Origin of the sequence: Pseudomonas sp. (genome assembly GCF_030147005.1) — a bacterium.
Classification (GTDB): domain Bacteria; phylum Pseudomonadota; class Gammaproteobacteria; order Pseudomonadales; family Pseudomonadaceae; genus Aquipseudomonas.
The window spans coordinates 1-19,627 of record NZ_JASLAW010000016.1 but is presented as its reverse complement, the minus strand read 5'-3'; the positions used below and the strand labels follow the sequence as shown (position 1 = coordinate 19,627).

The 19,627-nt window shown below is 61.8% G+C and carries 14 protein-coding genes; 12 read left to right on the top strand and 2 right to left on the bottom strand.

Annotated elements, in window-relative coordinates; genetic code table 11:
* Nucleotides 1–842 (bottom strand): serine dehydratase beta chain (locus tag Q1V60_RS01000; protein ID WP_300626806.1); only part of this gene is annotated, 842 nt, incomplete at its 3' end.
* A 415-nt stretch (nucleotides 843–1,257) separates the two neighbouring features.
* On the opposite strand from Q1V60_RS01000, the gene Q1V60_RS00995 reads away from it, so the two are divergent.
* The 3 genes from Q1V60_RS00995 (at nucleotide 1,258) to choV (ending at nucleotide 4,295) form a co-directional block, all read left to right on the top strand.
* A complete protein-coding gene (locus tag Q1V60_RS00995; RefSeq protein ID WP_300626805.1) occupies nucleotides 1,258–2,205 on the top strand; it encodes a choline ABC transporter substrate-binding protein in 948 nt (315 codons plus the stop codon).
* Between the two features lie 69 nt (nucleotides 2,206–2,274).
* A complete protein-coding gene (choW, locus tag Q1V60_RS00990) occupies nucleotides 2,275–3,120 on the top strand; it encodes a choline ABC transporter permease subunit (protein ID WP_300626804.1) in 846 nt (281 codons plus the stop codon).
* Nucleotides 3,117–4,295 carry a choline ABC transporter ATP-binding protein gene (gene choV / locus Q1V60_RS00985; protein WP_300626803.1) on the top strand — a complete coding sequence of 393 codons (1,179 nt, stop codon included), beginning with the start codon at nucleotides 3,117–3,119 and terminating at the stop codon, nucleotides 4,293–4,295. Before choW ends, choV begins: the two co-directional genes overlap by 4 nt.
* A 173-nt stretch (nucleotides 4,296–4,468) precedes the next feature.
* Here the strand turns inward: choV and Q1V60_RS00980 are convergent, their stop codons facing one another.
* Nucleotides 4,469–6,403, bottom strand: coding sequence for a BCCT family transporter (locus Q1V60_RS00980; RefSeq protein ID WP_300626808.1), 1,935 nt, complete (start codon nucleotides 6,401–6,403; stop codon nucleotides 4,469–4,471).
* Between the two features lie 378 nt (nucleotides 6,404–6,781).
* Between Q1V60_RS00980 and betI the strand changes: the two genes are divergently transcribed.
* The 9 genes from betI to Q1V60_RS00935 all read left to right on the top strand — a co-directional run bounded on the left by betI (nucleotide 6,782) and on the right by Q1V60_RS00935 (nucleotide 19,353).
* Complete coding sequence (gene betI, locus Q1V60_RS00975) at nucleotides 6,782–7,375, top strand: transcriptional regulator BetI (RefSeq protein WP_300626802.1); 594 nt, start codon at nucleotides 6,782–6,784, stop codon at nucleotides 7,373–7,375.
* A gap of 109 nt (nucleotides 7,376–7,484) precedes the next feature.
* Nucleotides 7,485–8,957 (top strand): betaine-aldehyde dehydrogenase, encoded by a 1,473-nt coding sequence (gene betB / locus Q1V60_RS00970; protein ID WP_300626801.1) that lies wholly within the window; start codon nucleotides 7,485–7,487, stop codon nucleotides 8,955–8,957.
* 195 nt (nucleotides 8,958–9,152) lie between these two features.
* Nucleotides 9,153–10,856, top strand: a complete 1,704-nt coding sequence (gene betA, locus Q1V60_RS00965) for a choline dehydrogenase (RefSeq protein WP_300626800.1) — start codon at nucleotides 9,153–9,155, stop codon at nucleotides 10,854–10,856.
* Between the two features lie 393 nt (nucleotides 10,857–11,249).
* Complete coding sequence (locus Q1V60_RS00960) at nucleotides 11,250–12,692, top strand: TldD/PmbA family protein (protein ID WP_300626799.1); 1,443 nt, start codon at nucleotides 11,250–11,252, stop codon at nucleotides 12,690–12,692.
* Nucleotides 12,692–14,008, top strand: coding sequence for a TldD/PmbA family protein (locus tag Q1V60_RS00955; RefSeq protein ID WP_300626798.1), 1,317 nt, complete (start codon nucleotides 12,692–12,694; stop codon nucleotides 14,006–14,008). Before Q1V60_RS00960 ends, Q1V60_RS00955 begins: the two co-directional genes overlap by 1 nt.
* 188 nt (nucleotides 14,009–14,196) lie before the next feature.
* A complete protein-coding gene (locus tag Q1V60_RS00950) occupies nucleotides 14,197–15,087 on the top strand; it encodes an alpha/beta hydrolase (RefSeq protein ID WP_300626797.1) in 891 nt (296 codons plus the stop codon).
* 37 nt (nucleotides 15,088–15,124) lie between these two features.
* Entirely contained in the window at nucleotides 15,125–16,552 is a 1,428-nt protein-coding gene (mdtD, locus tag Q1V60_RS00945) for a multidrug transporter subunit MdtD (RefSeq protein WP_300626796.1), read from the top strand.
* Nucleotides 16,553–16,682: 130 nt separating this feature from the next.
* On the top strand, nucleotides 16,683–18,020 hold the full coding sequence (gene dbpA, locus Q1V60_RS00940) for an ATP-dependent RNA helicase DbpA (protein ID WP_300626807.1): 1,338 nt from the start codon (nucleotides 16,683–16,685) through the stop codon (nucleotides 18,018–18,020).
* A 154-nt stretch (nucleotides 18,021–18,174) separates the two neighbouring features.
* Nucleotides 18,175–19,353 carry an NAD(P)/FAD-dependent oxidoreductase gene (locus Q1V60_RS00935; protein ID WP_300626795.1) on the top strand — a complete coding sequence of 393 codons (1,179 nt, stop codon included), beginning with the start codon at nucleotides 18,175–18,177 and terminating at the stop codon, nucleotides 19,351–19,353.
* Nucleotides 19,354–19,627 lie beyond the last annotated feature (274 nt).

The window sequence follows — 19,627 nt, the reverse complement described above, 5'->3', positions numbered from 1 at the left end:
GCGGCATTTTCTTCATTGACCGCCAAGGCGAACAGGTTGACCCATTCCATGGCGCTCAAGGTCGAACCGATCACGTTCGGTTTGCCCAGTTCCTGCAGGCTGCGGTGTAGCTTGGCGGCGCGGCGGCGCACATTGAGGCCGCCGGGCAGAATGCCTTCGTGCTTGAGGCCCTGCTCCACGCAGTCCTGCATGGCGCGCCAGAGCTTCATCAGGCCGCTGCGGATTTCTTCCTCCGAGCGCCAGGTTTTTTCGTTCGCCAGCATCAGCTCGGCGACGCGCAGGTTATGGGTTTTGCACAGTTGCAACAGCTCTGCGGCGCTGGAAAAGTCATACGGCAGTTCGGTGCGATCCATGTCCGCCACGCCGCTCTGGGCCTGGGCTTCATCCACCACAAAACCACCGCCCACGGAGTAATAGGTGTCGCGGTGCAATTCGCCGTTATCATCGAACACCACCAGGGTCATGGCGTTGGGGTGAAACGGCAGGTTTTCGTCGAGCAGCCGCATGTCCCGTGACCATACGAAGGGCACCGGCAAACGACCGTCGAGCAACAAGGTGTCGGTTTCGCGCAGCGTGTGAATGCGCACCCCGATCTGCGACGGGTCGATTGCGTCCGGCCACTCGCCCATCAGGCCCATGATGGTGGCGGTGTCGCTGCCATGGCCGATACCGGTGGCCGACAGGGAGCCGTAGAGTTGCACTTCAACACGCCGAACCTGTTCCAACAGATCACGCTCGCGCAAACCTTGAACGAACAACGCCGCGGCGCGCATGGGGCCGACAGTGTGAGAACTCGAAGGCCCGATGCCGATCTTGAACAGGTCGAAAACACTGATAGCCATTGCGGTAGAACTCCTCGATAAGCACGGCCAGGCTTGAACGAGGTGCTACGCTCAGATCGCCCAGATGGCCGCATCATCAAGCTTTTGTGGCTGCTCACGGCGTCTCACACCGACGCATCCATGCTCACCAGCGTCGCTCGCGTGTAATGGCCTGTTTTGGCCGTTTTTTGCGGCGCAGAGGGATAAAAACAGCGGTTTTACCTTCAGATAAGTCTGTAAGCGACGTCATCGGTACTGGATGCGACCCTCCCTGTACTGGATACGACGCCCCCTGTAGGCGTCAGATTTTCACTGGTACATGATCAAGGCCGACTCGTTTGCAAGGCGCCGTGCCAGAGCTGTTGTCGCACGCTCCAACCGCAACACTTATAAAGCGCGGCAAATGCCGCCAGAAAAAACACAGGAGTCTAGCCTTATGAAAGCTTCACCCTCGTTGTTGTTGGCCGCCATGTTGAGTCTGCCGGTACTGGCAAACGCTGCTGAACCGGAACAATGCAAGACCGTCAACTTCTCCGATGTCGGCTGGACCGACATCACCGTCACGACCGCGACCACCAGCGAAATCCTCAAGGGCCTGGGCTACAAGCCGCGCACCACGATGATTTCGGTACCTGTGACCTACAAGTCCCTGGCTGACGGCAAGAACATGGACATCTTCCTCGGCAACTGGATGCCGACCATGGAAAACGACATCAAGCAGTACCGCGAGGCCGGCACAGTGGAAACCGTGCGCGCCAACCTGGAGAACGCCAAGTACACCCTGGCGGTCCCCGAAGCGCTGTATGACAAGGGTCTGAAAGACTTCGCCGACATCGCCAAATTCAAGGATGAGCTGGGCGGCAAGATCTACGGCATCGAGCCTGGCAACGACGGCAACCGCACCATCCAGACGCTGATCGACAAAGACGCCTTCGGCCTCAAAACCGCCGGTTTCAAAGTGGTCGAGTCCAGCGAAGCCGGCATGCTCTCCCAGGTTGATCGCGCCACCAAGCGCAGCCAGGCCATCGTGTTCCTCGGCTGGGAACCGCACCCGATGAACACCCGTTTCAAGATGAAGTACCTGACCGGGGGTGACGATTCGTTCGGCCCCAACTACGGCCAGGCCACCATCTACACCAACACCCGCAAGGGCTACACCCAGGAATGCAGCAACGTCGGCCAGCTGCTGAAAAACCTGGTGTTCACGCTGGACATGGAAAGCACCCTGATGGGCAATGTCCTGGACGACAAGATGAAGCCCGATGCTGCCGCCAAGGCCTGGCTGCAGAAGAACCCGCAGGTCCTCGACACCTGGCTGGCGGGTGTCACCACCGTTGATGGCCAACCCGGCCTGGATGCCGTCAAAGCCTACCTCGCCAAATAGCACCCGCTGACCCCGGAGCGGTGCGCTGCTCCGGGATGTTTCCCTCCTCGCATGTGGACATTCACTACCATGCTGACTGAACAGAAAATCCCACTAGGCCAGTACATCGCTGCCTTCGTCGACTGGTTGACCCAACACGGTGCCAACTACTTCGACGCAATCGCATCGACACTGGAAACGATGATCCACGGCGTGACGTTTGCGCTGACCTGGTTCAATCCGCTGGCATTGATCGGTCTGATTGCGCTGCTGGCTCACTTTATCCAACGTAAATGGGGCCTGACGGTCTTTGTCATCGCCTCCTTCCTGCTGATCCTCAACCTGGGGTACTGGCAGGAAACCATGGAAACCCTCGCCCAGGTGCTGTTCGCCACCCTGGTCTGCGTGGTCATCGGCGTGCCGCTGGGCATTGTTGCCGCGCACAAGCCGGTGTTCTACACCATGATGCGGCCGGTACTCGATCTGATGCAGACCGTACCGACCTTCGTCTACCTCATCCCTACCCTGACCCTCTTCGGGCTGGGTGTGGTGCCCGGACTGATTTCCACGGTGGTGTTCGCGATTGCCGCGCCCATCCGCCTGACTTACCTGGGTATCCGCGATGTACCGCAGGAGCTGATGGACGCGGGCAAAGCCTTTGGCTGCTCGCGCCGCCAGTTGCTCTCGCGCATCGAGCTGCCCTACGCCATGCCGAGCATTGCCGCCGGTATTACCCAATGCATCATGCTGTCGTTGTCGATGGTGGTGATCGCGGCGCTGGTCGGCGCCGATGGCCTCGGCAAGCCGGTGGTCAACGCACTGAACACCGCTGACATCGCCCTGGGCTTTGAAGCCGGACTGGCGATCGTGTTGCTGGCCATCATGCTCGACCGTATCTGCAAACAACCCGACGCTAAAGTAGGGGGTGATGCATGAGCATTATCCGATTCGACAAAGTCGACGTGATCTTTTCCAAAGACCCACGTGAAGCGCTCAAGCTGCTGGACCAGGGCATGAGCCGCAATGAAATTCTGAAAAAGACCGGGCAGATTGTCGGCGTCGAAAAGGCCAGCCTGGATGTCGAGAAAGGCGAAATCTGTGTGCTGATGGGCCTGTCGGGCTCCGGCAAATCAAGCCTGCTGCGCTGCATCAACGGCCTCAACACCGTCAGCCGTGGTCAGCTGTTCGTGGAACATGAAGGCCGCCAGATCGACATCGCGTCCTGCACGCCCGCCGAGCTGAAAATGATGCGCACCAAACGCATCGCCATGGTGTTCCAGAAGTTTGCCCTGATGCCCTGGCTGACGGTGCGCGAGAACATCAGCTTCGGCCTGGAAATGCAGGGCCGCCCGGAAAAGGAACGGCGCACGCTGGTCGACGAAAAACTCGAACTGGTGGGCCTGAGCCAATGGCGCAACAAGAAGCCCGATGAGCTCTCGGGCGGCATGCAGCAACGCGTGGGCCTGGCCCGTGCGTTGGCGATGGACGCCGATATCCTGCTGATGGACGAACCCTTCTCCGCCCTCGACCCGTTGATTCGCCAAGGCCTGCAGGATGAGCTGCTGGAGCTGCAACGCAAGCTGAGCAAAACCATCGTATTCGTCAGCCACGACCTCGACGAAGCCCTCAAGCTCGGCAGCCGCATCGCGATCATGAAAGACGGCAAGATCATCCAGTACAGCGTGCCGGAAGAGATCGTGCTGAACCCCGCGGACGACTATGTGCGCACCTTCGTCGCCCACACCAATCCGCTGAACGTGCTGTGCGGCCGCAGCCTGATGCGCACGCTGGACAACTGCACGCGCGTGAACGGCTCGGTATGCCTGGACCCAGGCGGCGACTCCTGGCTGGACCTGGCCGAAGGCAACACCATCAAGGGCGCGCGGCAGAACGGCGTGACGATGAACCTGCAGAACTGGGCACCTGGGCAAGCCGTGGAAGGGCTGGGCCGCGTGCCGACGTTGGTGGACTCCAATATCGGCATGCGCGACGCGTTGCAGATTCGCTACCAGACCGGGAACAAGCTGGTGCTGCACGACAACGACAAGGTGGTGGGGATACTGGGGGACAGCGAGCTTTACCATGCCTTGCTAGGCAAGAACCTGGGCTAAGGCCCATTGAAGGAGCTGCGTCAATGTGGGAGCGGGCTTGCTCGCGAATGCGGTGGATCAGTCACAGGTGTACTGACTGAGACGCTGCATTCGCGAGCAAGCCCGCTCTCACATTTTGATCTGTTTTCACATTAATCAAGCGGCGCCAGTGAAAGCGCCGGCCATTTCAGCTATCAGCTATAAACCCGGCCAAGGAGCTGCCGATGGCTTTCAAACTGATCGAGCACATCCCGGGTGATCTGCTCCTGGGTGAAGCCCATCAGGTCGTATTCCTGAGGCCCGTTGTGCAGGTACACCTCAGCACGGTAGTAACGCGTGCGCTCCTCCTCGGGCAAGTCATCAGGCGCCGAAGAATAAGCGTCCAGGCTGACCTCGTAGACAAACGGGTTGCCCTCTTCCATCTCGATCCGCACACCGATGCAGCGCTTGGATCTGCCCAGCAAGGTCTGCACGTGCAAACCCTGCTCACGCAGCGCGGTCGCGGCTTCTTCCAGCGCCGGCGTTACGTGCTTGTCCATAAAGCGTTGCACGGTGGCCTGGCTCGGTTGCAGGTCCAGCGCGGTCAAGCGCTCGCTGAAACCACGACGGCCGCGTTCAGCCAACTGCGCCTGCTCCTGTTCGATGGCCACATCCTGGCGCATGGCCTTGTGCAAACCGAACATGAAGAAAATCAGCACCACCGAGAACGGCAGCCCCGCCAGCACCACCATGGTTTGCATGGCTTCGAAGTTACCCGCGAACAGCAGGCCGATGGTCACCAGGGTGATCACCGCCGACCAGAAGATCCGCAGCCAGTGCGGCGCATCTTCATCAACGTTGCCGCCTGTGCACGACAGGTTGGCCATCATCACCGCGCCGGAATCGGCCGGCGTCAGGAACAGCACGAAGCCCACGAAGATCGACACACCAATGACGATTTTCGAAGCCGGGTAATGCTCGAGCAGCTGGTAGATCGCCATGGAGGGTTGCTCCAGCGCGGTCTTGCCCAGCTCCACCGCGCCATGGTTCAGCACCAGGTCCAATGCCGAGTTACCGAAGATCGACAGCCACGCCAGGGTGAAGCCCAGCGGGATCAGCAGCACGCCGGCGACCAGCTCGCGCACGGTGCGGCCACGGGAAATGCGCGCAATGAACATGCCCACGAATGGCGCCCAGGAGATCCACCAGGCCCAGTAGAACAGGGTCCACAGGCCCATCCAGCGCTCGGTCTTGGCACCGTCGCCTTCGTACACATACAGGTCGAAGGTTTTCAGCACGATACCGTTGAGGTAGTCACCGGTGTTTTGCACCAGGCCGTTGAGCAGGTGCAGGGTGGGGCCGAACAGCAGCACGAAGATCAGCAAGCCGCTGAACAATACGATGTTGAGGTTGGACAGGCGGCGAATGCCGTTCTCCACGCCCGACACAGCGGCGATGGTCGCCACGGTGCTCATCACGATGATCACGATCAGCAGGTTGGTGTTGCTGTGCGCCATGCCGAACAGGTTTTCCAGCCCGGACGACACCTGCATCGAACCGATTCCCAGGTTGGTCACCAGGCCGAGCAAGGTGACGAACATGCCGAAACCGTCCACCGCATGGCCGGCCGCGCCTTTTACCCAGCGCTCGCCCACCAGCGGGTACAGCGCCGAACGCAAGGCCAGCGGCTGGTTATGGCGGTACGCGAAGTACGCCACGGCCAGGCCGACCAGCGCGTAGATCGCCCAGCCGTGCAGGCCCCAGTGCAGGAATGTCAGTTGCAGCGCCTGACGCGCCGCGCTGCCGCTGGCAGCCGCGCCTTCGGGCGGGTTGAAGTAGTGGTCCAGGGGCTCGGAGGCGCCGAAGTACAGCAGCGAAATGCCGATGCCCGACGAAAACAGCATGCCGGCCCAGGCGCCGTAGCTGAAGTCCGGGGTGTCGTCCTTGTTGCCCAGTTTCAATTTGCCATAGGACGAAAACGCCAGGCCGACCACAAACACCAGGTAGGCGGCGATGACCACCATGTAGTACCAGCCGAAGCTTTTTGACAGCCAGGCCTGGGCGACGCCGAGCATGCGCCCGGCCTCCTGCGGGGCGATGATCAGAATGGCGGTCAACAACAAAATCAACGCGGTGGAGGTGTAGAACACCCAACCGTTGACCCGTACCTTTTCCGGCGGGGTCTTTATAAGAGAGGCAGAACTCATGGCGCAGATGCTCCAGGCAGTGCGAGAGAGAAACACAAGGCAACGGTTATCCCGGGGCATCGATTTTTCGGCAGTCGACGGACGGGTGTTATAAAGACAGCCCGAAAATTCCTGAACCCCGCCGATGCCGTGGCTCGGGGTGTTCAAGGGTTTTGCAGGTGTCAGAGGTCGCCGTCCGCAGGTAGGAAATATCCGTAGGCAGCGACCATTTGTCGCAGAGCTTATTCTTTGTTGATTGAACGTTCAATCAAAACAAAATAGACTGGCCCTCAAGCCGACGGTCGTGGATCGCCTGTCGGCAGGCCAAAGGAGAGGTGCTACATGCCCAAGGTCGGTATGCAACCCATACGCCGCCAACAGTTGATCGAAGCCACCTTGACGGCCATCGATCAGGTTGGGATGGGAGACGCCAGCATTGCGCTGATCGCCCGTCTGGCGGGAGTCTCGAATGGCATCATCAGTCATTACTTTCAGGACAAGAACGGCCTGATCGCAGCAACCATGCGTCACCTGATGAACGCGCTGATCGAGAACGTCCAGGAACGCAGGCGTGCCCTGAACGATGACAGCCCACGGGCGCATCTTCGGGTGATCATCGAAGGCAACTTCGACGCCAGCCAGGTCAACGGCCCGGCAATGAAAACCTGGTTGGCCTTCTGGGCCTCCAGCATGCATCACCCGTCTTTGCACAGGTTGCAGCGGATCAACGATCACCGCCTGTATTCCAACCTGTGCTGCCAGTTCCGCCGTGCGATGCCGTTACCCGAGGCTCGCAGCGCAGCTCGAGGCCTGGCGGCCCTGATCGACGGTTTGTGGTTGCGCGGTGCCCTGTCGGGAGACGCTTTCGATACGGAGCAGGCGCAACGGATCGCTTACGACTACATGGATTTCCAATTGGCCAAGCAGGTGAGTTAGAGCACCTATAAACGCTCAACCCCTGAACGTCCGCCGCTCAGTGTCGCCACATTCCATGGCCCATTGTTCAGCGGGTAACGCCAACCACTTATGCACTTGCGAGGACTTTATGGCCCGTTTCGACCTGCAAAAACTCTACATTGACGGCGGCTACAGCGACGCTGGCAGCGATGCCACCTTCGAAGCCATCAACCCGGCTAACGGTGAAGTTCTCGCCCAAGTGCAACGCGCAACGTTCGATGACGTTGAACGTGCCGTGGTCAGCGCTGAAAAAGGCCAGAAGATCTGGGCCGCCATGACCGCCATGGAGCGTTCGCGCATCCTGCGCCGTGCGGTCGACATTCTGCGCGAGCGCAACGATGAGCTGGCCGCCCTGGAAACCCTGGACACCGGCAAAGCTTTCTCCGAAACCAAATACGTCGACATCGTCACCGGCGCCGACGTGCTGGAATACTACGCCGGCCTGGTGCCCGCCATCGAAGGCGAGCAGATTCCGCTGCGCGACACCTCCTTTGTCTACACCCGCCGCGAGCCGCTGGGCGTGGTCGCCGGTATCGGCGCGTGGAACTACCCGATCCAGATCGCCCTGTGGAAATCCGCACCGGCCCTGGCCGCCGGTAACGCGATGATCTTCAAGCCAAGCGAAGTCACCTCGCTGACCACCCTGAAACTGGCCGAGATCTACACCGAGGCCGGCGTTCCAGCCGGTGTGTTCAACGTCTTGACCGGCAGCGGCCGTGAAGTCGGCACCTGGTTGACCGAGCACCCGCGCATCGAGAAAGTCTCGTTCACCGGCGGCACCGATACCGGCAAGAAAGTCATGGCCAGCGCTTCGAGCTCCTCGCTCAAGGAAGTGACCATGGAACTGGGCGGCAAGTCGCCGCTGATCGTGTTCGAAGACGCCGACCTGGATCGCGCCGCCGACATCGCGATGATGGCCAACTTCTACAGCTCCGGCCAGGTCTGCACCAACGGCACTCGCGTGTTCGTGCCCAAGCACCTGCAAGCGGCGTTCGAAGCCAAGATTCTCGAACGTGTTGCGCGCATCCGTGTGGGCGACCCGCAAGACGACAACACCAACTTCGGCCCACTGGTCAGCTTCGCCCATATGGAAAGCGTGCTGGGCTACATCGCCAAGGGCAAAGAGCAAGGCGCACGCCTGCTGTGCGGCGGCAACCGCCTGACCGACGGCGAACTGGCCAAAGGCGCCTACGTGGCCCCGACCGTGTTCACCGACTGCACCGACGAGATGGTGATCGTGCGTGAAGAAATCTTCGGCCCGGTGATGAGCATCCTCACCTACGAAACCGAAGAAGAAGTGATCCGTCGCGCCAACGACACCGACTTCGGCCTGGCTGCGGGCCTGGTCACCAAGGACCTGAACCGCGCTCACCGCGTCATTCACCAGTTGGAAGCGGGTATCTGCTGGATCAACGCCTGGGGCGAGTCCGACGCCAAGATGCCGGTCGGCGGCTACAAGCAATCCGGTGTCGGCCGTGAGAACGGCATCAGCTCGCTGAACAACTTCACCCGCATCAAGTCGGTTCAGGTTGAGCTGGGCGACTACGCCTCGGTGTTCTGACCCCCCAACGAGTCTGGAATGCCCACTGTGGCGAGGGAGCTTGCTCCCGCTGGGCTGCGAAGCAGCCCCATTCCAGACCCTGCAGTTCTTTCAGACAGAACTCGAGCGCTGATTTTGCGACTGCTGCGCAGTCGAGCGGGAGCGAGCTCCCTCGCCACAAAAACAGCCTGAACCCATTTTACGAGGGTGCATTCAATGTCCCAAGAATACGACTACATCATTGTGGGTGCCGGCTCCGCCGGTAACACCCTGGCGACCCGTCTGACCGAAGACGAGGGCGTCACCGTCCTGTTGCTGGAGGCCGGTGGCCCGGACTACCGCCTCGACTTCCGTACCCAGATGCCGGCCGCCCTGGCGTTCCCGCTGCAAGGCCGCCGCTACAACTGGGCCTATGAAACCGATCCAGAGCCGCATATGGACGGGCGCCGGATGGAATGCGGTCGCGGCAAGGGCCTGGGCGGTTCTTCCCTGATCAACGGCATGTGCTACATCCGCGGCAATGCCATGGACTACGACAACTGGTCGAAGCTGCCGGGTCTGGAAGACTGGACCTACCTGGACTGCCTGCCGTACTTCCGCAAAGCCGAAACCCGTGACATCGGCCCGAACGATTGGCACGGCGGCGATGGTCCGGTCAGCGTGACCACGCCGAAAGCGGGCAACAACCCATTGTTCCACGCCATGGTCGAAGCCGGCGTGCAGGCCGGTTACCCGCGTACCGAAGACTTGAACGGCTACCAGCAGGAAGGCTTCGGCCCGATGGACCGTACCGTCACGCCGAACGGCCGTCGCGCCAGCACCGCGCGCGGTTACCTGGACACCGCCAAAAAACGTTCGACGCTGACCATCGTCACCCACGCCCTCACCGACAAAGTGTTGTTCGAAGGCAAGCGTGCGGTCGGCGTGCGTTACCTGATCGGCGCCGCCGAAGAGCGCGTTGAAGCCCGTGCGCGCAAAGAAGTACTGGTGTGCAGCGGCGCAATCGCTTCGCCGCAACTGCTGCAACGCTCCGGCGTGGGCCCGGCCAAACTGCTGGAAAGCCTCGACATCCCGGTGGTGCACGACCTGCCAGGCGTCGGCGAAAACCTGCAGGACCACCTTGAGCTGTACCTGCAATACGCCTGCACCCAGCCGGTGTCGCTGTACCCCTCGCTGCTCTGGTACAACCAGCCCGCGATCGGTGCCGAGTGGCTGTTCAACGGCACCGGTATCGGCGCCAGCAACCAATTCGAAGCGGGCGGTTTTATCCGTACCCGTGAAGAGTTCGAATGGCCGAACATCCAGTACCACTTCCTGCCGGTAGCGATTAACTACAACGGCAGCAACGGTGTGAAAGAGCACGGTTTCCAGGCGCACATGGGTTCCATGCGTTCGCCGAGCCGTGGCCGCGTGCAGTTGAAATCGAAGAACCCACGGGACTACCCGAGCATTCTCTTCAACTACATGGCCACCGAACAGGACTGGCAGGAATTTCGCGACGGCATCCGCCTGACCCGTGAAATCATGCAGCAGCCGGCGCTGGACCCGTACCGTGGCCGCGAAATCAGCCCAGGTATCGATGTGCAGACCGATGAGCAGCTCGACACGTTCATCCGCGAGCACGCCGAGACCGCGTTCCACCCGTCCTGCTCGTGCAAGATGGGCACCGACGAGATGGCGGTGGTCGATGGCGAAGGGCGCGTGCATGGCATGCAGGGTCTGCGCGTGGTCGATGCCTCGATCATGCCGATCATCACCACCGGCAACCTGAACGCACCCACGATCATGATCGCCGAGAAAATCGCCGACAAGATCCGCGGCCGCCAGCCGCTGCCGCGCAGCACCGCCGACTACTACGTGGCGGGCGATGCCCCGGTGCGTGGCAAGCCGATGCGTGAAGTGGGGCCGTTGGCGCAGTAATTAATTCACCCAGTGGCGAGCGAGCTTGCTCGCGTTGGAGTGCGCAGCGCTTCCAGAATTTTGGCGCCGCTACCCAGCCCAGCGCGAACGAGCTTGCTCGCGCTGGAGTGCGCAGCGCTTCCAGGATTTTGGGGCCGCTACCCAGCCCAGCGCGAACGAGCTTGCTCGCGCTGGAGTTCGTAGCGCTCCCAGGATTTTGGGGTCGCTACCCAGCCCAGCGCGAACGAGCTTGCTCGCGCTGGAGTGCGCAGCGCTTCCAGAATTTTGGGGCCGCTATGCAGCCCAGCGCGAGCAAGCTCCCTCGCCACAGGCGATTGCCGCTCCTTGATAGCTTCCCAGCCCGGGCCTACTCTGTTGGCCTGCCCGCGATGAGCCGCCCACAAGGAAGGCCCCATGTTCGAACACCACGCCACGCTCAAGAAACACTTCGGTGCCCTGCGCACCACCGCCCAATTCTTCTCCCTGCGTTATGTCCGCGAATCCGGCCGATACCTGTCGGTGCGCAAGAACGTCGCCGAACCGCCACACCTGAGCCATGACGAAGGCGCCATGCTCACCGTGCGTTTGAACGGCGTGGAAGCCTACGCCGCGACCTGCGATATTTCCCTTGCCGGGTTGCAAGCGGCCCTCGAGCGCGCCGAGCAGCAAGCTCGGCAGATCAAACCCCACGCGCTGCTCGACCTGCGCGAGCAACCGGTGTCGAGTGACGTTGCCGACTACCTGTCCCCCGACTTCGACCAGCCCTTCCCGTCCCTGAGCGACTGCTACCAACTGCTCGGCGATGAGTCGGCTGCGGTGCCCAAGGATGAGCGCCTGGTGAGCTGGGACGTCAGCCTCGGCCAGAACACGGTGGAACAGATCTACCTCAACAGCGCCGGCGCCGAACTGCGCCAGGCCCAGCGCTTTGTGTTCCCTGGCGTCAACGTCACCGCCTTTGATGGCAATGACAGCCAGACCCGCACCCTCGGCGGCAGCAACTTCGGCCAGCAAGGCGGGTTTGACGTAATCAGCCGCTTCGGCCTGATCGGCGCCGCACCGCGCATCGTCGACGAAGCCCTGCAACTGCTGCTGGCGCCGAACACGCCCCAAGGCCCGCGTGACCTGTTGCTGATGCCCGACCAGATGATCCTGCAGATCCACGAGTCCATCGGCCACCCGCTGGAGCTGGACCGCATCCTCGGCGACGAGCGCAACTACGCCGGCACCAGCTTTGTGAAGGCCAGCGACTTCGGCCATCTGCAATATGGCTCCAAACTGCTCAACGTGACGTTCGACCCGGACATTCCCGAACAGCTCGCCAGCTACAGCCATGACGATGACGGCACCCGCGCCAGCAAGCAGTTCCTGATCCGCGAAGGGCTGCTGCTCAAGCCGCTGGGCGGCGCGCTGTCGCAATTTCGCGCAGGGCTGGGCGGTGTGGCCAACAGCCGTGCCAGCGGCTGGAATCGCCCACCGATCGACCGCATGGCCAACCTCAATATCGAGGCCGGCGACCAGAGCCTGGCACAGCTGATCGGCGGTATCGAACACGGCATCCTGATGAGCACCAACCGCTCGTGGTCCATCGACGATGCGCGCAACAAATTCCAGTTCGGCTGCGAATGGGGCCAACTGATCGAAAACGGTGAACTCAAGGGCGTGGTCAAGAACCCCAACTACCGCGCCATTTCCGCGCAATTCTGGCGCAAGCTCAGTGCGGTGGGCGATGCCGGCACCTTCAAGGTGCTGGGCACGCCGAACTGCGGCAAAGGCGAACCCAACCAGGTGATCCGCGTCGGCCATGCTTCGCCGGCGTGTGTGTTCAGTAATGTCGACGTATTCGGGGGAGACGCCTGATGAACAACTTCAAGGCACTGGTGGACTGGCTCAAGCAGGCCATCACCGAGCAGGAACGCTTTCACATGGGCTATGCGGATGAAGCATCCGAGTTCGTGCGCTTCAACCATGCGCAGGTACGCCAGGCCGGCCAGGTGCAACAGGCCAGCCTCAACCTCAAGCTGATCAGCGACGGTCGCCATGCAGACCTTGGCATCACCCTCGCCGGTGACCCGCAACTGGACCGCCAACGCCTCGCCGCGGGCCTGCAACAGTTGCGTGAAACCTTGCCGCTGCTGCCGCCGGACCCGTACCTGTTGCTGAACCACAACGCCTGGCAAAGCCACAACGAACAACTGCGGCCACTGCCGGAACTGCCCCAGGTGCTGCAAGACATCAGCCAGGCCGCAGAAGGCGTGGACCTGGTCGGTTTCTATGCCGCAGGGCCCATCAGTCGTGGCTTTGCCAGCTCAGACGGCGCGTTCGGCTGGCACCAGGCCAATAGCTTCAACTTCGACTTCAGCCTGTTTCATGCCAATGGCGAAGCGGTAAAGGCCAGCTACGCCGGGCACACCTGGGACAGTGCCGAGTTCGCCCGGCGCGTCCAGCAGGCTCGCGACCAGCTCGAGTTCCTGGGCCGACCGTTGCATGCATTGGCGCCCGGCCAGTACCGCGCCTACCTCGCTCCGGCGGCGCTGGAAGAAATCATCGGCATCATTACCTGGGGCGGTTTTTCCGCGCAGGCCATCGCCAGCAAAGGCAGCTCGCTGCAACGTTTGTATGCCGGTGAACAACACCTGAGCCCACTGGTGACGGTGAACGAGCAGATCAGCGGTTCACTGAGCCAGGCCTTTTCCACCGAAGGCTACCCGCGCAGTGATGTCACCTTGATCAAGGCCGGCCGCGCCGACGGCCAATTGGTCAACTCGCGCAGCGCCGCCGAATATGGCCTCGGCGCCAACGGCGCCGGCAGCGACGAGTCCCCCAGCGCCTTGCAGATGGCCGCCGGCAACCTGGCCCAGGCCGATATCCTCAAGCAGTTGGGCACCGGGTTGTACATCAGCAACCTGTGGTACCTGAACTACTCCGACCTGCCGGCGGCGCGCCTGACCGGCATGACGCGCTTCGCCACGTTCTGGGTGGAAAACGGCGAGATCAAGGCACCGGTCAGCACCATGCGCTTTGATGACAGCGTGTACAGCTTGCTGGGTTCACAATTGGAAGCGTTGACCGCCGAGCGCGAACTGCTGTTGTCGCCCAGTACGTACGGCCAGCGCAATACTGCCTCCAACCTGCTGCCCGGCGCCCTGGTCAAACGCCTGACGCTTACCTTGTAAACACCGCCAACCCCTGTGGGAGCAAGCCCACTCCCACAGGGGAGGTGTGTCGATTCATGCCTCTGCTCGCGCTCCTTCCTACCGTCAATTCTGTTCTCCCCCGGCTTCGCGGGGCGGCCTGTTGTCGCCCGCAAAAAACCTCGTTATAAGGGTTAATGGCATACCGCCACGCCACAGGGATTACAGCGATGAACCAGGGAAGTTTCGTCATAGAGAAGCTGTACAAACACTACAACGTCCACGTAGAGCAGCTGGGCAACGACCCGCACAGAAAAACCGTGCTGCTGGTCAACGGCGCACTGGCCACCACGCGTTCGTTTGCCCGCACCAGCAAATGCCTGGCCGGGCATTTCAATGTGCTGCTGTTCGACCTGCCCTTCTCCGGCTATTCCCGTGAACACAACACCGACCTCGACCTGGTGACCAAGGATGACGAAGTGCAGATGCTGCGGGCGCTGGTGGAGCGCTTTGCGGTCAATCATCTGGTCTCGGCCTCGTGGGGCGGCATCTCCACGCTGCTGACCCTGGCCCATAACCCGCCGTCCATCGAAAGCTCGGTGGTGATGGCCCTGGCGCCCAATCTCAACCAGGCGATGCTTGAGTATGTGGAGCGCGTACGTGTGTTGATCGAGGCCGATGACAAATCCGCCGTCGGCCATCTGCTCAATGAGACGGTCGGCCAATACCTGTCGCCCCGCCTCAAGCGCAACAACCACCGCCACCTGTCGACCATGGCCACCACCGAGTATCGCCAGGCGCGCTTTCATATCCATCAGGTACTCGCGATGGGCGATGGCAACTACTTGCCGGCGCTCAAGCAGATTGAAACACCGGTGCACTTCCTCAACGGTGCGCTGGACAACTACACCCCCGCCGCCGATGCCCGACTGTTCAGCCAATACGTGGCGCGCAGCAGCTTCGCCGTGGCCGAACACACCGGCCATTTGCTCGACCTGGAATCACGCGAGGCGGCGCTGGCGGTGCATCGCGCCTTGCTGGATTTTCTGGTGGGCGAGCACGCCGCATTGTCGGACTTAGACGAACCCCCAGTGGGAAAAGGGGCGACGAATGGCGCATAATCGCCGACACATAGCCTGCTAACAAAAAAGGGTTCCCATGCCGAATCGTGCCCCTCTCGACGCCAAGACCGCCCGCTGGCTACCCTGGGTGGTAGCGATTGCCTTCTTCATGCAGTCGCTGGACGGAACGATCCTCAACACGGCGCTGCCGGCCATGGCCCGGGACCTGGCGGAAAACCCGTTGCGCATGCAGGGCGTGGTGATCGCCTACATGCTCACCGTCGCCTTGCTGATCCCGGCGTCGGGCTGGATCGCCGACCGGTTCGGCACCAAGAAAATCTTCTTTGGCGCCATCCTGCTGTTCAGCATCGGGTCATTGTTGTGCGCCCTGTCCAGCAGCTTGAGCATGCTGGTGGGCGCGCGGGTGGTGCAGGGCCTGGGCGGGGCGCTGATGCTGCCGGTCGGGCGGCTGGTGGTACTGCGCGCCTATCCCCGTTCCGAGCTGGTGCGGATCATGGGCTTTATCACCATTCCCGGCCTGCTCGGCCCGTTGCTCGGCCCGACCATGGGCGGCTGGATGGTGCAATACCTGACCTGGCACTGGATCTTCCTGATCAACCTGCCGGTGGGCATGATCGGCTGCTATGCCGTGTGGAAGTTCATCCCCGACCTGCGCGGCAGTGAACGCACGCGCTTCGATAGCCTGGGTTTTTTGCTGTTCGGCGCGGCGATGGTGCTGATCACCATCGCCATGGAGGGCCTGGGCGAACTGCACTTGCCGCACCTGCGGGTGATGTTGCTGCTGTTCGGTGGCCTGGCGTGCCTGGCGGCGTATTGGCTGCGCGCCGGGCATATCGATAACCCGCTGTTCTCGCCGGTACTGTTCAAGACCCGCACCTTTGCCGTGGGCATCCTCGGCAACCTGTTCGCCCGCCTGGGCAGCGGCGCCCTGCCCTTTCTGGTGCCGTTGCTGCTGCAGGTGGCGCTGGGTTATTCGCCGTCGGAAGCCGGCATGAGCATGTTGCCGCTGGCGGCGGCGGCGATGTTTGCCAAGTCCATCGCCCGGCCGTTGATCGAGCGCCTGGGTTATCGCGTAGTGCTCACCGGCAACACCCTGGCCCTGGGCGCGATGCTGGCGAGCATGGGCCTGGTCAGCGAGCAAACCCCTTATCCGCTGCTGTTGGGGATGCTGGCGGTGCTCGGGGCAATCAACTCCCTGCAATTTACCGCGATGAACACCGTCACCCTGATCGACCTCGACGACGCCCAGGCCAGCAGCGGCAACAGTTTGCTGTCGGTGGTGGCGCAACTGTCCCTGAGCCTGGGCGTGGCCTGCGCCGGTGCGCTGCTCGGCGGGTTTACCGCCGAAGCCGGCAACGATGGGGTGAACACCGTACTGGGCGCGTTCCAGCTGACCTTCCTCACGGTCGGCATCATGGCCATGCTCGCAGCGGCGATCTTCCTGCAATTGTCGCCAAAAGACGGCAAACGCGTGGTCAGCCGTGAGCACGACCTGGAGCACTAAGCGGCGTCTCGTCTAGAACTTGCAGGGAAATTCCCACGAGACTGGTACACTGCGCGACATTTTGTTTTGCAGAGCCAGTCCCGTGACCACCATCGCCACCGCTTTTAATACTTTGCCCCTGTCCGCCGCCATGCTGGCTAACCTCGACTCGCTGGGTTATGTCGAGATGACGCAGATCCAGGCGCAGAGCTTGCCGGTGATCCTCAAGGGGCTGGACCTGATCGCCCAGGCCAAGACCGGCAGCGGCAAGACCGCCGCTTTCGGCATCGGCCTGCTGAACCCGATCAACCCGCGCTACTTCGGTTGCCAGGCTCTGGTGATGTGCCCCACGCGCGAACTGGCCGACCAGGTGGCCAAGGAAATCCGCCGCCTGGCCCGCGCCGAAGACAACATCAAAGTGCTGACCCTGTGCGGCGGCGTGTCCCTCGGCCCGCAGATCGCTTCCCTTGAGCACGGCGCCCACGTGATCGTCGGCACCCCAGGCCGTATCCAGCAGCACCTGCGCAAAGGTTCGCTGGTACTCGACGGTCTGAACACGCTGATCCTCGACGAAGCCGACCGCATGCTCGACATGGGCTTCTACGACGCCATCGAAGACATCATCAGCAAGACCCCGCCACGCCGCCAGACCCTGCTGTTCTCGGCCACTTACCCTGTGAGCATCAAGCAGCTGGCCTCCAAGTTCATGCGGGCGCCGCAACAGGTGAAAGCCGAAGCATTCCACTCCGACGACCAGATCGAGCAGCGCTTCTACGAAATCTCGCCGGAAGAGCGCATGGACGCCGTGACCAAGGTGCTGGCGCATTTCCGCCCGGCCTCGTGCGTGGCGTTCTGCTTTACCAAGCAGCAAGTGCAGGAAACCGTGGATCACCTGACGGCCAAAGGCATTTCCGCCGTCGGCCTGCATGGCGACCTGGAGCAGCGTGACCGCGACCAGGTGCTGGCGATGTTCGCCAACCGCAGCACGTCGGTGCTGGTGGCCACCGATGTCGCCGCCCGTGGCCTGGACATTGACTCGCTGGACATGGTGATCAACGTCGAACTGGCCCGCGATTCGGAAATCCATATTCACCGTGTCGGCCGTACCGGTCGTGCGGGCGAGACCGGCATTGCCATCAGCCTGGTGGCGCCGTCCGAAGCACACCGTGCCCAAGCCATCGAGCAACTGCAGAAGTCGCCGTTGAACTGGGACCAGCTGGACAACCTCAAGCCGCAGAGCGGTGGCCCGCTGCTGCCGCAGATGAGCACCCTGTGCATCGCTGCAGGGCGCAAGGACAAGGTTCGCCCAGGCGACATTCTTGGCGCATTGACCGGTGAAGCCGGCGTCCCCGGCGCCCAGGTCGGCAAGATCGCGATCTTTGACTTCCAGGCATTCGTCGCCGTTGAACGCGGCATCGCCAAGCAGGCGTTGCAGCGTTTGAATGATGGCAAGATCAAAGGCCGTTCGTTGCGCGTGCGGATCCTGTAACACGGTCTCCAATGGAGTCCCCTGTGGGAGCGGGCTTGCTCGCCAAAGCAGTGTGTCAGTCACCGGATCAGTTGACTGACACATGGCTTTGGCGAGCAAGCCCGCTCCCACATTTGGCTGTATCCCAATTCAGAAATTGTATGAGGACACCGTTTTGCGCTCGACCGAAGTTGTGATCATTGGCGCCGGCGCCGCAGGCTTGATGTGCGCACTGACCGCCGCCGGGCGGGGGCGCAAGGTGATGCTGATCGACCACGCGAACAAGGCCGGCAAAAAGATCCTGATGTCCGGTGGTGGCCGCTGCAATTTCACCAACATGTACACCGAGCCTGCCAACTTCCTCTCGCACAACGCGCACTTCTGCAAGTCGGCCCTGGCGCGCTATACCCAGTGGGATTTCATCGGGCTGGTGGCCAAGCACGGCGTGCCGTACCACGAAAAGAAACTCGGCCAGCTGTTCTGCGATAACAAGTCCAGCGACATCCTCGGCATGCTGCTCGATGAATGCATCCAGACCGGCGTGAGCCTGCATCTGGACACCGCCATCCAGGAAATCACCAAGCTCGACAGCGGCTATCAGCTGCAAACCACCCTGGGTGAGCTGCGTTGCGAATCGTTGGTGATCGCCACCGGAGGGCTGTCGATTCCAACCCTCGGCGCCACCGGTTTCGGTTATCAAGTGGCCAAACAGTTCGGTCATGAACTGCTGCCGACCCGCGCGGGTTTGGTGCCGTTCACCATCACCGACCAGCTCAAGGAGCTGTGCGGCGAGCTGTCCGGCACCTCGGTGGATTGCCTGGTCAGCTGCAACGGCCAGAGCTTTCGCGAGAATATCCTGTTTACCCATCGCGGCCTGAGCGGGCCGGCGATCCTGCAAATTTCCTCTTACTGGGAACCCGGCGACACGGTGGCAATCAACCTGCTGCCCGACCACGACGCCCACACCTGGCTGCAACAGCAACAGGCCGAGCGCCCCAACAGCGAGTTGAAAACCCTGCTGGGCGAGATCTTCACCAAGAAAATGGCCAACCTGCTGGCGGACACCTGGTTCGCGTCCAAACCGATGAAACAGTACACCCATGCCGAAATCGCCGATATCGCCGAGAAGCTTGGCAACTGGCAACTGGTACCGGCGGGCACGGAAGGCTATCGCACCGCCGAGGTCACCCTGGGCGGGGTGGATACGCGCGAAGTGTCGTCCAAGACCATGGAATCGCTGAAAAGCCCTGGGTTGTACTTTATCGGTGAAGTGCTGGATGTGACCGGTCACTTGGGCGGGTTCAATTTCCAATGGGCATGGGCATCCGGGTATGCCGCCGCGCAATATGCCTGACACCGCGCGGTAAACATGTGGGAGCGGGCTTGCTCGCGAAAGCGCAGGGTCAGTCGCCGGCTATATCGACTGATCCACCGCTTTGGCGAGCAAGCCCTAATGCCGGTCAGTTAAGCGCTAAAGCAGAAAAACCTGCGACCTGTGGCGAGGGAGCTTGCTCCCGTTGGGGCGCGAAGCGGCCCCAAAAATGGGACTGCTACGCAGTCCAGCGGGAGCAAGCTCCCTCGCCACAGTGACCGGTTCTGTCTTAACTGACTGGCATTAGGGCAAGCCC